The following is a 14,080-nucleotide window of genomic DNA, read 5'->3' on the forward strand; positions in this document are numbered from 1 at the left end:
ATCATCCTAACAAGGTCACTTTAGTTCGCGACTTTAAGCTATAAAAGCGCAAAGTCGCGTCATATCGCGTAGTGGCGCGAAATTGTTCCGACCGTCCTTCCCGGATTTAGATTCGTGACGAAAGTTGGCGCGCTCTGGGCCCGTCAACCGAACCCAGGGAGGACGACATGACGAAACAGAATATCTCCTGGAGCCGCGTGGGCCTGCCCCGCCGCGCGTTCCTGAAAGGCGCGACCGCGCTTGGCGCGATGGCCGCCACCGGGCTTGCCCTGCCGCGTCCGGCATTCGCCGCCGGCGGCACGCTGAAGACCCGCACCTATGCCGACATCCGCTCCATGGACCCGGCCTTCAGCCAGGGCGTCGTTGACGAAGAAATCCACGCCGCGATCTACAACAAGCTGATCCAGTACAAGCCGGGCCGCGAATGGGGCTGGCAACTGGACGCCGCCGATATGGTCGAACAGGTGGATGCGACCCACATCAACTTCGCGCTGAAGGACAATATTGGTTTCACGAACGGTTTCGGCGCAATGACTGCCGAAGACGTGAAATTCTCGTTCGAGCGCATCATCGATGACGCGCTGGAATCGACCAACAAGCCTGATTGGGGTCCCTTGGACCATGTCGAAGTCACCGGCGAGCGTACCGGCACGATCGTGCTGAAGAACGCGTTCCAGCCGCTCTGGTCGATCACGCTTCCCTATATTGCGGGCAACATTGTCTCGAAGGCTGCTTTTGAGCAGGCTGGCGGCAAGATCGACACCCAGCCGGTCGCGACCTCGGGCCCCTACCTGCATACGTCGTGGGAGCCGAAGCAGAAGACCACGCTGACCCGCAACCCCGACTGGAAGGGCGAAGCGCCCGTCTATGACGAGATCCAGATCTATCATATCGACGATGAAAAGGCCGCCGAGATTGCATTCGAGGCCGGTGAGATCGACTTCACCCGCGTCAGCCTCGACTCGGTCGAACGCCTGAAATCCTCGCCCATCGACGGTGCCACGCTCGATGAATATCCGTCGCTCTACTATGTCTGGGTCGGCATGAACCTCGACAATCCGAAGATGGCGAACCTGAAACTCCGTCAGGCGATCCAGTATGCCATCGACGTGCCCTCGATCATGGCGGGCGCCTATTTCGGCGCGGCCGAGCCGTCGACCGGGATCATCGCACCGGGCTTGCCGGGCCACCGCGAAGCCTCGCTGACGGGCACCGCTGCTGATCTGGAGAAGGCGCAGGCTCTGATGGCGGAATCGGGCGAAACCAACGTCTCGCTGACCATCAGCGTCCTGAACAAATCCGCGAACGTCACGGCGGCGCAGATCATTCAGGCCAACCTCGCCGCTATCGGCATCACCCTGGACATCAGCCTGCACGAAGGCGCGACGTTCTGGGAACTGGGCAACGACGAGAATGTCGAACTGGTGCTGAACCGCTATTCGATGACGCCGGACCCGTACTACGCGACCTCGTGGTTCATCACTGAACAGGCAGGCATCTGGAACTGGGAGCGGTTCAAGAACGAAGAGTTCGACGAACTGCACCTTGCCGCCCAGTCGGAAGGCGATCAGGCCAAGCGCGCGGCGATGTATGCCCGCGCCCAAGACCTGATGGAAGAAAGCGGCGCCTACAAGTTCATCACGCATGAATCGACGCCTGTGATCTATCGCAATACCGTCGTTCCGGCGCTGCGGCCGGACGGATTGCCGCTCTACCGCTACTTCGGCGCGGTATAAGACCTCCCTGCGGACGGAGGGGGCGCGGGTTCGCCTGCGCCCCTTCCACCGTTCAGGGATCAGCCGTCTTGCGGGGAGGAGACCATGCTGACCTATATTCTACGACGCCTTGGATTGGCGGCGGTAATCACGGTACTTGCCGTAACGCTTCTGTTCCTGATCATCCACATGATCCCGGGCGATCCGATCTCGACCATGCTGGGGCCCAAGGCCTCGCCCGAGATGCGGGCAGCGCTTGAGGCGCGGATGGGGTTGGATAAACCGCTGATCGCGCAGATCGGGCTTTTCTTCGCCAACATGCTGCGCGGCGATCTTGGGATGGATGTGTTTTCGAACCGTCCGGTCACGACAATCGTCCTGGGCCAGATTCCCTACACGCTGACGCTGATCCTCGTTTCGATCCTGTGGTCGGCGGTGCTGGGGATCGCGCTTGGCTGCTATTCCGCCGTGAACCGCAATTCGCTGGGCGACCGGCTGACCGGTGTGCTGTCGGTGTCGGTCATCGCCGTGCCCGCGTTTGTCGTCTCGCTCTATTCGCTCCTTTTGTTCGCGGTGAAGCTGCAATGGTTCCCGGCCATCGGCGCGGGCGAACCGGGCGACTGGGGCGATCAGCTTCATCACCTTGTTCTGCCCAGCCTTGCCATCGGCCTCAGCTGGGTTGGCTATATCGCGCGACTTGTCCGCGCCTCGATGCTGGAAGTGATGGGTGAGGGCCATGTCCGCACCGCCCGCGCCTTTGGACTGCCTGAACGCCGGATCACCTTCGGTTACGCTTTGCGTCTGGCAATCCTGCCCACCGTCACGGTGATCGGCGTCGGCATGGGCTTTCTGCTGTCGGCGGCCGTCTTTACCGAGATCGTCTTTTCCCGCCCGGGCCTTGGCAAGCTGGTGATCGACTCGATCACCACCCGCAACTACCCGGTGGTCATGGGGTCGGTCCTGTTCTCGACCCTGATCTTCGTGGCCTCCACCACGCTCGCCGACATCATCAACGCCATTCTCGACCCGCGTATCCGGGCGGGGAAATAGGGGGCGGGATCATGACAGACACAGCCGTATCACTGCCAAAGCCCCGTTCCGAACTGGGCGAAATCTTTCACCACCTTGTCCGCGATCCCCTCGGCCTTGCCGGGCTGATCATCGTGACGCTGATCGTTGCCTCCGCACTTTTCGCGCCCTGGATCGCGCCCTATGACCCGGTCGCGATGAACATTCCCGACCGTTTGCAGGGGCCAAACCTTGCCCATCTGATGGGCACCGACCAGCTGGGCCGCGACACGTTCAGCCGTGTCATCTGGGGTGGGCGTGTGGCCCTTCAGGTGGCTTTGCCGACCATCGCGGGGGCCATCGCCATCGGTCTGGTGCTTGGCATGATCGCAGGTTACGGGCCGAAATGGCTGGATAACCTGATCGTCCTTTTCTTCGACACCGTGCGATCCTTCCCGACCGTCATGTTCGCGCTGGCCGTCGTGGCGCTGGTCGGGCCCAGCCTGAACACCGTGATCCTTGTGATCATGGTCACCTCGATCCCGACCTATGGCCGCGTCGTGCGCACGCTGACCCAGTCGCTGAAGGAAGCGGAGTTCATTACCGCCGAGAAGTCTCTCGGCGCTTCGACGGCCCGGATCATGTTCATCCACATCGTGCCGAACGTTCTGGGGCCGCTGGCGGTTCTGGCCGCGATGGACATCCCGACCGTTGTCGGGCTTGAGGCGGGCCTGAGCTTTCTCGGCATGGGGGTAAAGCCGCCCACGCCGTCCTGGGGCTCGCTTTTGAATGACGGCTATTCGCTGATCCGAAATACGCCGTGGATCATCATCGCCGGGGGCATTCCGCTGATCCTGACGACGCTTGGCTTCACCTTCCTGGGCGAAGCGCTCCGCGACGTCGTCGATCCGAAACTTCGTGGCAAGGGGGGCAAGTGATGGCCGTTCTCGACATCCGTGACCTGTCGGTCAGCTATGCCACGCCGCGCGGGCCGCTGAAGGCCTTGCGCAATGCCTCGATGACGATCTCGGAAAAGAAGATCACCGGCATCGTCGGCGAAAGCGGCTGCGGCAAGTCCACACTGATTTCGTCGATCATCCGGCTGATGGCGCCCAACGCCAAGGTCGGGTCCGGCGAGGTCCGGTTCAAGGGTGAAAACCTGCTGGCGCGCTCTGAAAACGAGATGCGGGCTCTGCGCGGCACTGAAATATCGATGGTCTTTCAGGACCCGATGCAGACCCACAATCCGGTCCTGACCGTAGGTCGGCAGATGATCGACATCCAGTATCGCGACAAGCTGTCGAAGGCCGAAAAACGCAAACGCGCGGCGGAGATGCTGGCCCTTGTCGGCATCCCCGACCCCGAGGCGCGGCTGAACCAGTATCCGTTCGAGTTTTCGGGCGGCATGCGCCAGCGCATCGCCATTGCCATGGCCCTGATGGCGAAACCCTCGCTTCTGATCGCGGATGAACCGACGACCGCGCTCGATGCCACGCTGGAAGTGCAGATCATCAAGCGGCTGCGCGAGTTGCAGGATGAGATCGGCTGTTCGATCCTTTTCATCTCGCACCATCTGGGCGTTATCGCCGAGCTGTGCGACGAGGTTGTCGTGATGTATGCGGGCGAGGTGGTGGAAAGCGGCACGGTCCGCGATGTCTTCCACAACCCCGCGCATCCCTATACCCGCGCGCTTCTGGAATGCGATCCGGGTCATATCAAGGTCAGAACGCGCAACCTGCCCACAATCCCCGGCAATATCCCCGACCTTGTCAGCCTGCCCTCGGGCTGCATCTTCGCCGAAAGATGCGACAAGCGCCATGAGGCCTGTGAAAAGCGGCCCGCGATGGGAACCGCCGGCCCCGGCCATCACGCCGCCTGCCATCTGATTGCAGAAAGGGAAACCGCATGAGCGCGCTTCTTGAAATTCGCGATGTCTTTGTGCGGTTCAAACTCCGGGGCGGCGTCTTTTCCTCTGCCGGGACCATCGACGCGGTGTCGGGTGTCAGCCTCGATATCGAAGAGGGCAAGACCTATGGCATCGTCGGTGAAAGCGGGTCGGGCAAGACCACGCTGGCCCGCGCGGTGGCAGGGCTGCATCATGCTTCCGAAGGCTCCATCCTCTATCGCGGGCAGGAACTCGTCGACCTGCCGGAGGCAGAGTTCCGCAAGCTGCGCCGCGAGATCGTGATGATGTTTCAGGACCCGATCGGGTCGCTCAGCCCTCGTCTGACCATCAAGTCGCTGATCACCGAACCCTTCCGCATTCAGGGCATGAGCGACCGCGATCTGGAGGCAGAGGCGAAGCGGTTGCTGACCATGGTCGGCCTGCCGCCGGAATTCGCCGCGCGCTATCCCTACCAGATTTCCGGCGGTCAGGCCCGCCGGGTGGGTGTGGCGCGGGCACTGGCGCTCGATCCGAAACTGCTGATCGCCGACGAACCCACAGCCGGGCTCGACGTCTCGATTCAGGGTGAGATGCTGAACCTTCTGGCGCGGCTTCAGGATGAGCTTGGGCTGGCGATCATGATCATCACCCACAACCTGAACGTGGTGCGGCATATCACCGACAAGGTGGGGATCATGTATCTGGGCAAGCTCGTGGAGGAAGGTCCGACCGAAGAGGTCTTCGCCCGCCCGCAACACCCCTATACGCTGGCCCTGCTGGCCGCGAACCCCGAACCTGATCCGGACGCGCAACTGATGCGCGTCGAATTGCAGGGCGAACCGCCTTCGATCCTGCGCCGACCGACGGGGTGCGAGTTCCACACGCGCTGCCCCTTTGTGCAATTGCGCTGTTCAACAGAAGTGCCTGCGTGGACTGTGGTGCACGAAGGCGCACACCGCTGCCATTTCCCGGAAATCTGGATCAAAGAAGAAGCTCTCACGTCATGAATGCCAAGATCTTCACGGGCGGTTCGATCCTGACACTGGACGATGAAAATTCAGTGCCTGAAGCCGTTGGCATAGAGGGCGAACGGATCGTTGCAGTTGGGGCATTGGTCGATGTCCGCGCTGCCCTTGGCGGCGCAGAAGAGATTGATCTGGAAGGCCGTACCCTGATCCCGGCCTTCATCGACCCGCACGGGCATTTCCCTGACAGCGCCTTCGTGACGCTGCTGCGGGCCGATCTTGCCTCTCCGCCGCGCGGAGATTGCCGATCGCTCGCCGACGTTTTTGCCCGGCTCAACGCGAAGGCCGCCCAGACCCCGAAAGGCGAATGGGTCATGGGCGCAGCCTTGGATGAGACGCTGCTGGCCGAGGGCCGCATGCCCACGCGCGATGAACTGGACGCGGTGTCTCGCGACCACCCGGTCTGGGTCATTCATACTTCGGGCCATTGCGGTGTCGCGAATTCGATGGCTCTGGCGCATCAGGGGATCGGCGAAGGTACGCCCGACCCGGCAGGTGGTCGGTTCCTGCGCGATGCGGCAGGCCGTCTCACCGGTGGCATAGAGGGCCTGAGTGCGATGGGTGAGATGGGGGATACCCATTTCCTGATCGACCAACAAAGTTTCCGGCGTAGCTTCGATGCCGCCCGCGAGGAGTACCTCGCCCACGGCGTCACACTTGCGCAAAACTCTTGGACAGCCCGACCGCTTCTCGAATTGTTCGCAGCTGTGGCAGCAGAGGGTGATCCCGGCATCGACCTCGTTCTGTTGCCGGTCGCGGAGATAGAGCCGGATTTTTCAAAATCGGACCTCTGCCGCAATTGGCCGGGCGCCAACATTTCACTTGGCCCCCGCAAGTTGCTGACCGACGGGTCGTTCCTGATGCGGACGGCCTGGCTGACGGAGCCCTACCATACCGCGGCGCCCGGCAAGGCACCCGATACTGGCCTTGCCTATATGGATCGCGGGGCGCTCTTTGCTGAGGTTGGGAAGCTCCACGACATGGGCCATCAGATTCACACCCATTGCAACGGCGATGCGGCGTCGGACATGTATCTGGACGCCATCGAGGCGGCTTTGGCAACGAACCCGCGCAAGGATCACCGCCATACGATCATCCACGGACAGGTGATGCGCGAAGATCAGCTAGAGCGTTGCGCGCAACTCGGCGTGACGGTCAGCTTCTTCCCCGCCCATGTCTGGTTTTGGGGCGACAAGCATTATTCCGAATTGCTCGGGCCAGAGCGGTCGCAGAATATTTCGCCCACGGGCTGGGCCGAAAAGGCCGGTGTCCTTTTCACGATCCACAACGATGCCTCCGTGACGCCCACCCGGCCGCTCCAACTGATCCACACGACGGTAAACCGCGTGACGCATAGTGGCCGTACGCTCGGCGAGGAACAGAAGATCAGCGCCCTTTCGGCCCTTCGCGCCCATACGATAGATGCGGCCTGGCAGGTCTTTCAGGAAGACGAGCGCGGGTCGATCGAACCCGGCAAACTCGCTGACCTTGTCATGCTGGAGGCCAACCCCCTTGACCGCCCCGACAGGATCGACACGATCAGGGTAGACGAGACCTGGCGACGGGGTGCGCGGGTCCATCAGGCAGAAAACACGAAGGTCGGAGCACTGGTTTGAGTTACGCCATTTATGTCGGCAAGAACCACTCTGCCACCGGCCATGCCTGGCTTGGCGGCTATGGCGACGAACCGTCCTCGCACTGGCTGGAAATCATCCCGGAGGCCGATCATACCCCGGGCACGACGATCGAGGTGGGCGTGGGACCGGAGGCGGATATGCCTGGCCGCCGCACGCAGATCCCGCAGGTCAAGCGCACGCTCAGGCATATGCGCGTCAGCTATTCCTATTATCTTGGCGTGCCGGCCCCCATCACTAATGGCGGGCTGAACGCTGCGGGCGTGGCGGTGCGCGATGTCTGGTCGACCTCGCGGGCCGAACTGATCGCGATGACGCCGAAAGATCAGACCGGGCTGAACTATTCCGACCTCGCGCGGATCGTCATGGAACGCGCCACCTCGGCGCGTGAGGCGGTGGATATCTGCGCGGCCCTCATCGCAGACCATGGCGAGGCCACCTACGGAGGCAACTCGCACCTCTTTGCCGACGCTGATGAGGCCTGGGTGATGATCCAGTTCGCGGGCGGCAAGGGGCTCTGGGTGGCCGAACGGCTGGGACCCGACAGCATCCGCGCCTCGCGTCCCGGCTACGTGCTGGAAGTGCCGGTGGATCAGCCGGGTCACCCCGATTTCCTCTGGTCGCCGAACCTTGTCAGCTTCGCCCGAGAAATGGGCTGGTATGAGGGCGGCCCCTTCAACGCCAACACGATCTACGGCGACAGCAAGGGCCGGTGGGACGGTGTCCGGTGGATCGAGGCTGAAATGCAAGCCCGCGCCGCGCGGCCCGAAATGATCTGCCTCGCTGATGTGATCTGGGCGGTCAGAACCGAAAAGCTGACCGGCGACACCGCCGGTTACGGTCAGGTCGTACCCCTTGTGACCCCGTCCGACCCGGCGCTTTATATGATGTGGCATGCGGCGACTGGCGCCATCGCCGCACCCTTCGCCCCGGTCTTTCTCGGCCAATCCGCTATTCCCCCTGAATACGGCCAGCACCGTTACCTTACGACTGGTGAATCCCACCGTTTCATGGACCTCCGCAAGGCGGTTAGCGGCAATACCGACACTGTCTCGCTTGTCTCGCAGGCGCATGAGGCGCATCGCTCAGCGGTGCAGGAAGCCAAGCGGCTGATGTATCTGATGCAGCTACTTGGCCCCGAGGCGCTGGGCCGGGCCACCAGAGTCTTCGAGGCGCATGAGGCGCGTCTTGCACGCCAGACAGCGGCGCACCTGCGCATTGCCGATGCAGCCATTGCTGCCGGGCTGACCGACGACATGGTGGAGATTCTTGGGTCGTTCAGTACCGGAGCGCTTCTGGCGGGCTTGCAAACCGTCGCGGGCCTTGCTGCGGGGTTCGAAGTGGAGCTTTCGGCGCAGGACCTGACCTGGAGCCCGGGCACGCCGGTTGCCTTCCCGCAGATCTGGTGAATCAGTCCACTTACTGAACTTTCGTTTGACGTTCGATTGCATCCGTCCGACCTTGGGGACACGTCAGGCGTGGAGGGTGGTATGGACGATGACGTCAAGGTTGTAATCGAGACGCGGGAAAACGGTCCGCTTGTCGTCAAGGGACTGGACGAACTCACAGGTCCCGATGGTCAGCCGCTGGAGGTGAAGCCGGTCGTCGCTCTCTGCCGTTGCGGTGGCAGCAAGACCAAGCCCTTTTGCGATGGCAGTCACAAGACCAATGGGTTTCAAAGTTCAGGCGGCACGCCGTCCGGGGTGAACCGTATCCTGCGCTATGCGGGTGAGGAAGTGACGGTCACCTACAACCCTCTCATCTGTTCCCACGCCGCCGTATGTGGCCGCGTCGCGCCCGATGTTTTCAATCCGAACCAGAAGCCATGGGTGCAGCCGGACAAGGGCAGCCGCAACGCTGTGGAGTCGGTGATCGCCCACTGTCCCTCAGGCGCACTGGCGCTGGCGCTGGGCGATACGGTCACGCATCTTGTCGCCGACCGCGCCCGCATCGAAGTCGCCCGCGACGGTCCTTACTACGTGCGCGAGGCCGAGATCGCCGAACCGCATCCGGGGCAGGGCGCCTGCCACCGCAAATTTGTGCTTTGCCGATGCGGCAAGTCAGGGATCAAGCCCTATTGTGACGGCAGCCACCGTGACGCGGATTGGAAAAGCGGGGATTAAAACGACGCGCCGTGTCGTGCCGGCCATCGACCGTCACGCACCTCGTTGCGCTGTCGCATATCGCATGTGGAGCCGTGGTGACGGCTGAATTGAGCCTCCGCCTGTTTCCACAGCGATCTGCATGAACAATGCTGGCCGGCTGCCCTTGCACCAGAACAAAAACAGATCAAATCTGCGGGATCGGAGGAATCGCCCATGCCGCACAACAACACCAACGCCCTTACGGAGCATCCCGAGGTCCTGACCCGGCCGAAACTCGAAGGCGGGCGGCGGTTCGTGATGAAGACCGATTTCGCCCCCGCGGGCGACCAGCCCACCGCCATCGCCGAACTCAGTGCCGGGGTGAAGGAGGGTGAGCGGGATCAGGTGCTCCTCGGCGCCACCGGCACCGGCAAGACCTTCACCATGGCCAAGGTGATCGAGGAAACGCAGCGCCCCGCGATCATCCTTGCCCCGAACAAGACGCTGGCCGCCCAGCTTTACGGTGAGTTCAAGGGCTTCTTCCCCGACAATGCCGTAGAGTATTTCGTCAGCTATTACGACTATTACCAGCCCGAGGCCTATGTGCCGCGCTCGGACACATACATAGAGAAGGAAAGCCAGATCAACGAACAGATCGACCGGATGCGCCACTCGGCCACAAGGGCGCTTCTGGAACGCGATGACGTGATCATCGTCGCCTCGGTCTCGTGTATCTACGGCATCGGCTCGGTCGAGACCTATTCGGCGATGACGCAGGACATGGCGGTGGGGTCGCTGTACGAACAGCGCAAGTTCATCGCCGATCTCGTCGCCCAGCAATACCGCCGCGCCGATGCCGCCTTTCAGCGCGGGGCCTTCCGCGTCAAGGGCGACACGGTCGATGTCTGGCCCGCCCACCTTGAGGATCGCGCGTGGAAGTTCTCCTTCTTCGGAGAGGAGCTGGAGGGGATCACCGAATTCGACCCCCTGACCGGGCAGAAGACCGACACGTTCGAAAAGATCCGCATCTACGCCAATTCCCACTACGTCACTCCCCGCCCGACCCTGCAACAAGCCATTGTCGGCATCCGCAAGGAACTGGCGCTGCGGCTGAAGCAGTTGCAGGAGGAAGGCAAGCTTCTGGAAGCCCAACGCCTCGAACAGCGCTGCAATTTCGATCTGGAGATGCTGGAGGCGACCGGCGTCTGCAACGGGATCGAGAATTACTCGCGCTACCTGACCGGCCGCGCCCCCGGTGAGCCGCCACCCACGCTTTTCGAATTCATCCCCGACCATGCCATTGTCTTCGCCGACGAATCCCACGTCTCGGTCCCCCAGATCGGCGGCATGTACAAAGGCGACTACCGGCGCAAGTTCACGCTGGCCGAACACGGGTTCCGGCTGCCCTCCTGCATGGACAACCGTCCCCTGAAATTCGAGGAATGGGACGCGATGCGGCCCCAGTCCGTCTTCGTTTCGGCCACCCCCGCCGCATGGGAACTGGAACAGACCGGCGGCGTCTTCACAGAACAGGTCATCCGCCCGACCGGCCTTATCGACCCCGAGGTCGAGATCAGGCCGGTCGAGATGCAGGTCGACGACCTTCTGGATGAGGTCCGCAAGGTCGCGGCTAGAGGCTTCCGCACCCTCGTCACCACGCTGACCAAGCGCATGGCCGAGGATCTGACCGAATACATGCACGAACAGGGCATCCGCGTGCGCTACATGCATTCCGACATCGACACGATCGAGAGGATCGAGATCCTGCGCGACCTCCGCCTCGGCGCCTTCGATGTGCTTGTCGGCATCAACCTGCTGCGCGAGGGGCTGGATATTCCCGAATGCGGGCTGGTGGCGATTTTGGACGCGGACAAGGAGGGCTTCCTGCGCTCCGAGACTTCACTGATCCAGACCATCGGCCGGGCGGCACGGAACGCCGAAGGCCGGGTGATCATGTATGCCGACCGGGTGACGGGCAGCATGGAACGCGCTCTGGCAGAAACCAACCGGCGGCGCGAGAAACAGGTGGCCTATAATACGGAACACGGCATCACGCCGGCGACGATCCAGAAAAATGTCGAGGATATCCTCTCGGGCCTCTACAAGGGCGATGTCGACATGAACCGGGTGACCGCCAAGGTCGATAAACCCATGCACGGCGCCAATCTGGAGGCCCATCTCGACGGGCTGCGCGTTCAGATGCGCAAGGCCGCCGAGAACCTGGAATTCGAGGAAGCCGCAAGGCTGAGGGACGAGATCAAGCGGCTGGAGGCGGTCGATCTGGTGCTGTCAGACGATCCTTTGGCGCGTCAGTCCGCCGTCGAGGAAGCGGTGGAAGCGGCGGGCGTCAAGGCCGGACGGTCAACGGCCGGGCGGCCGGGGCAGAGAGGCGGGAAGAGGCGGAGGGGATGAAGTCTTATTTCGTCCTTTCATGGGAGCTTTTCAGAATCGAGGAACGATGATACTTTGGATTACTTTTGAAATTCCACGTTATTCGGAGCTTTGCTATGAGCGGACCTCCAACTCATGAAATAGTGCCTAAAGGTTTTCAGCTAGAGAAAGATAGATTAAGGAAGAATGCTGCGACACTCTTCTTAGGAATAATCTTGTTTATCGTTTTGGCGATACCGCTTTTGTCAGAAAGTACGTCTCGAATTGAACTTCTCCGAACTATTGATGCTCGCATAGAAAACGTAGCCTCGGAAAGCATCTCCAAGGGCACCCAAGGTGCTAATGGGGACACTTACCAGAAACTAGTCGCGCTACGGGATCGCGTCCAAAATTTGATGATTGCAGGAAATTGGACTGGGTCTAATTCTCTTGGTGATATCTTGTGCCAATTTCAAAACGCGACAACTCAAGCGTCCGGTGCCAGCAACGTCCCATGCAATGCTAACACTTGGCATTCATATTTTTTTAGCATTCAAGGGACACTTCGATCCGAAACTATTGTTGCCTTTCTCGTCGTGCTTTGCGGTGCAATCGGGGCATGCGCAAGCTTTTTGGTTGATGATGAAAGAAAGTTTTCGATTAGAAATGGCCCTCTTGTGTTAATATCTCTCGGGGCCAGCGCTGGTTTTTTTTGTTATTTACTTCTCAAGGGAGGTCGCTTTGTTTTCTTAATCGACCCGGGTGTCGCTGGCGAAATGGTGGCCAACCCCTACTCAATGGCCTTCGCGGGCTTCATAGTGGGGCTATTTGCTCATGATATGTATCAGACTCTTGAGAGGTGGCTGCGAAGGAAGACGAACGAAACCAGACCAGATACAGAGCCTTCTGATCCACCACAAACGCACGAGACCCAGCGCGTACCAGAGAACGATAGCCATCCTGCCGACATTGTGGCACGACCCATTTCCAGTAAGCCGTAGGGTGGATTTCCAAGCCGCCGTTACGGATCCCGGTGGGGTAACCCCACTCTCAGCCCAACCACAGCTCGCTATCAAACGTTTCGTAGGCATGACGCTGTTCATGGCCGAGGTCGAAAGGCGCAGCTATCAGGTCACCGAAACCGCAGGTCAACTCGTGATCTTCTGCAACCGTGCGCCCATCCGCTGGCTCACCCCTCACCGGTAACGCGGGCTCCCGCTTTCATGAAAAGAAAGCGGCCCGAAATCCTTGCAGGATTTCGGCACCCGCCCCCGAACGCATAGAACGTACCGGCGTTAGGGTTGTCCCTTCGAGCCCCAGAGCAACCATTGGGCCTGCGCCTCGGGCAGAAGCGCGCGGATGCGCGTGTCAAAGGCCTCCAGATCGGCCGCGTGGAGCTTGCCTTCCCACTTTTTCGACTTCGCGTCATTGAAGAATTTGGAGCCAAGATAGAATTCGGGGCTCTCGGCGTCACGGTCGGCGGCGGCGGCCTGTTTCTTGAGGTTTGCGAACTGCGTCCCTTCCACGATCGTGTCGATCAGCGGCGCGGTGTCGTCCATGCCGAGGATCCGGGCGATCCGCCGCACTGTTCCCGCCGCGTCGGCCACCATATCGGCGTAGTGGAAGAGGTGGACGTTCTCCAGATGCTCCCACCGTTTGAAGGACCTGTAGTGATAGGCGATCGAATGCAGGTCGAGCGCATCGTTCGAGCCGTTGTAGAGCTCATCCCGCAGGAACATGCCGAAGGCGGTCCGGATGTCCTCGGGGTAGCGCACCCGCATCACGTCGCTTTGCATGTGCGCCGCGTGATGGCGCATCGAGAAATGCACGTCGATTGGGTGGCGATAGACCGCGAGATAGGTGGCGCCGGGGTCGTAGGTGATGCCGTCGAACGGCGTGTGGCTCTTGATGCAGCGGCGGAAACCTTGCGCGTCAAGCAGGGCCTTGGCGTCATTCGGATCGTCCAGGGCGCAATCGAGCCAGGGCGAAACCTCGCCCATTTCCTTGGGGCTGAGCGGCCTGCCCGCGATCAGGCCCGTTACGATCATCTGGGTCCAGGTCGTGCCGCATTTCGGCGGGGTCACGACGATCACGTCATCGGGTCGGACGCTGAAATCCTCCCAGATGGCGGTTGTGGTGAGCGGCCCCTCATACCTGGCGGAACGTGTCGGAAATTCCATGTCTCAGCCCCCCAACTGATCAGGAACGGCGCAGCGCGCGGCTGTCAGCTTTGCGCGGTTTCGGGTGCCGATCAAGACTATTGCCATTTTGGCAGGCGTCGGAAGTAAACGGCGTTTCGGTCAGGGGAAGCGAAACGGAAAAAGAAAAGGCCGGGGATATCCCCGGCCTTGATATCTTG

General features: G+C 61.3%; 11 protein-coding genes. 10 read left to right on the forward strand and 1 reads right to left on the reverse strand.

The window, feature by feature from the left end; all coding sequences use genetic code 11:
- Positions 1–167: 167 nt before the first annotated feature.
- The 10 genes from QKW60_RS14630 to QKW60_RS14675 all read left to right on the forward strand — a co-directional run bounded on the left by QKW60_RS14630 (position 168) and on the right by QKW60_RS14675 (position 12,722).
- Positions 168–1,736 (forward strand): ABC transporter substrate-binding protein, encoded by a 1,569-nt coding sequence (locus tag QKW60_RS14630; protein WP_282369738.1) that lies wholly within the window; start codon positions 168–170, stop codon positions 1,734–1,736.
- A gap of 84 nt (positions 1,737–1,820) precedes the next feature.
- The gene (locus tag QKW60_RS14635; protein WP_282369740.1) at positions 1,821–2,765 is read left to right on the forward strand and encodes an ABC transporter permease; all 945 of its coding nucleotides are present in this window, start codon (positions 1,821–1,823) and stop codon (positions 2,763–2,765) included.
- A gap of 11 nt (positions 2,766–2,776) precedes the next feature.
- The gene (locus tag QKW60_RS14640; RefSeq protein WP_282369744.1) at positions 2,777–3,661 is read left to right on the forward strand and encodes an ABC transporter permease; all 885 of its coding nucleotides are present in this window, start codon (positions 2,777–2,779) and stop codon (positions 3,659–3,661) included.
- Positions 3,661–4,632, forward strand: coding sequence for an ABC transporter ATP-binding protein (locus tag QKW60_RS14645; RefSeq protein WP_282369745.1), 972 nt, complete (start codon positions 3,661–3,663; stop codon positions 4,630–4,632). Before QKW60_RS14640 ends, QKW60_RS14645 begins: the two co-directional genes overlap by 1 nt.
- Positions 4,629–5,615 (forward strand): ABC transporter ATP-binding protein, encoded by a 987-nt coding sequence (locus QKW60_RS14650; RefSeq protein ID WP_282369747.1) that lies wholly within the window; start codon positions 4,629–4,631, stop codon positions 5,613–5,615. Before QKW60_RS14645 ends, QKW60_RS14650 begins: the two co-directional genes overlap by 4 nt.
- A complete protein-coding gene (locus QKW60_RS14655; protein ID WP_282369749.1) occupies positions 5,612–7,249 on the forward strand; it encodes an amidohydrolase in 1,638 nt (545 codons plus the stop codon). Before QKW60_RS14650 ends, QKW60_RS14655 begins: the two co-directional genes overlap by 4 nt.
- Positions 7,246–8,676: a C69 family dipeptidase gene (locus tag QKW60_RS14660; RefSeq protein ID WP_282369751.1), complete on the forward strand. Its 1,431-nt coding sequence runs from the start codon at positions 7,246–7,248 to the stop codon at positions 8,674–8,676. Before QKW60_RS14655 ends, QKW60_RS14660 begins: the two co-directional genes overlap by 4 nt.
- A gap of 81 nt (positions 8,677–8,757) precedes the next feature.
- On the forward strand, positions 8,758–9,390 hold the full coding sequence (locus QKW60_RS14665) for a CDGSH iron-sulfur domain-containing protein (protein WP_282369753.1): 633 nt from the start codon (positions 8,758–8,760) through the stop codon (positions 9,388–9,390).
- Between the two features lie 195 nt (positions 9,391–9,585).
- On the forward strand, positions 9,586–11,763 hold the full coding sequence (gene uvrB / locus QKW60_RS14670; RefSeq protein WP_282369755.1) for an excinuclease ABC subunit UvrB: 2,178 nt from the start codon (positions 9,586–9,588) through the stop codon (positions 11,761–11,763).
- 95 nt (positions 11,764–11,858) lie between these two features.
- Positions 11,859–12,722 carry a hypothetical protein gene (locus QKW60_RS14675; protein ID WP_282369757.1) on the forward strand — a complete coding sequence of 288 codons (864 nt, stop codon included), beginning with the start codon at positions 11,859–11,861 and terminating at the stop codon, positions 12,720–12,722.
- A gap of 294 nt (positions 12,723–13,016) precedes the next feature.
- Here the strand turns inward: QKW60_RS14675 and QKW60_RS14680 are convergent, their stop codons facing one another.
- Complete coding sequence (locus tag QKW60_RS14680; protein ID WP_282369759.1) at positions 13,017–13,901, reverse strand: sulfotransferase domain-containing protein; 885 nt, start codon at positions 13,899–13,901, stop codon at positions 13,017–13,019.
- Positions 13,902–14,080: the final 179 nt, after the last annotated feature.

The organism is Albidovulum aestuarii, from assembly GCF_029961185.1.
In the GTDB taxonomy this organism is placed as follows: Bacteria; Pseudomonadota; Alphaproteobacteria; order Rhodobacterales; family Rhodobacteraceae; genus Albidovulum; species Albidovulum aestuarii.

What these genes read in the sequence shown, in the direction of transcription:
- QKW60_RS14640 (WP_282369744.1), top strand. Translation starts at nt 2,777, where the DNA reads ATGACAGACACAGCCGTATCACTGCCAAAGCCCCGTTCCGAACTGGGC.
- QKW60_RS14675 (WP_282369757.1), top strand. Translation starts at nt 11,859, where the DNA reads ATGAGCGGACCTCCAACTCATGAAATAGTGCCTAAAGGTTTTCAGCTA.
- QKW60_RS14635 (WP_282369740.1), top strand. Translation starts at nt 1,821, where the DNA reads ATGCTGACCTATATTCTACGACGCCTTGGATTGGCGGCGGTAATCACG.
- QKW60_RS14680 (WP_282369759.1), bottom strand. Translation starts at nt 13,901, where the DNA reads ATGGAATTTCCGACACGTTCCGCCAGGTATGAGGGGCCGCTCACCACA.
- uvrB (WP_282369755.1), top strand. Translation starts at nt 9,586, where the DNA reads ATGCCGCACAACAACACCAACGCCCTTACGGAGCATCCCGAGGTCCTG.
- QKW60_RS14665 (WP_282369753.1), top strand. Translation starts at nt 8,758, where the DNA reads ATGGACGATGACGTCAAGGTTGTAATCGAGACGCGGGAAAACGGTCCG.
- QKW60_RS14650 (WP_282369747.1), top strand. Translation starts at nt 4,629, where the DNA reads ATGAGCGCGCTTCTTGAAATTCGCGATGTCTTTGTGCGGTTCAAACTC.
- QKW60_RS14630 (WP_282369738.1), top strand. Translation starts at nt 168, where the DNA reads ATGACGAAACAGAATATCTCCTGGAGCCGCGTGGGCCTGCCCCGCCGC.
- QKW60_RS14645 (WP_282369745.1), top strand. Translation starts at nt 3,661, where the DNA reads ATGGCCGTTCTCGACATCCGTGACCTGTCGGTCAGCTATGCCACGCCG.
- QKW60_RS14655 (WP_282369749.1), top strand. Translation starts at nt 5,612, where the DNA reads ATGAATGCCAAGATCTTCACGGGCGGTTCGATCCTGACACTGGACGAT.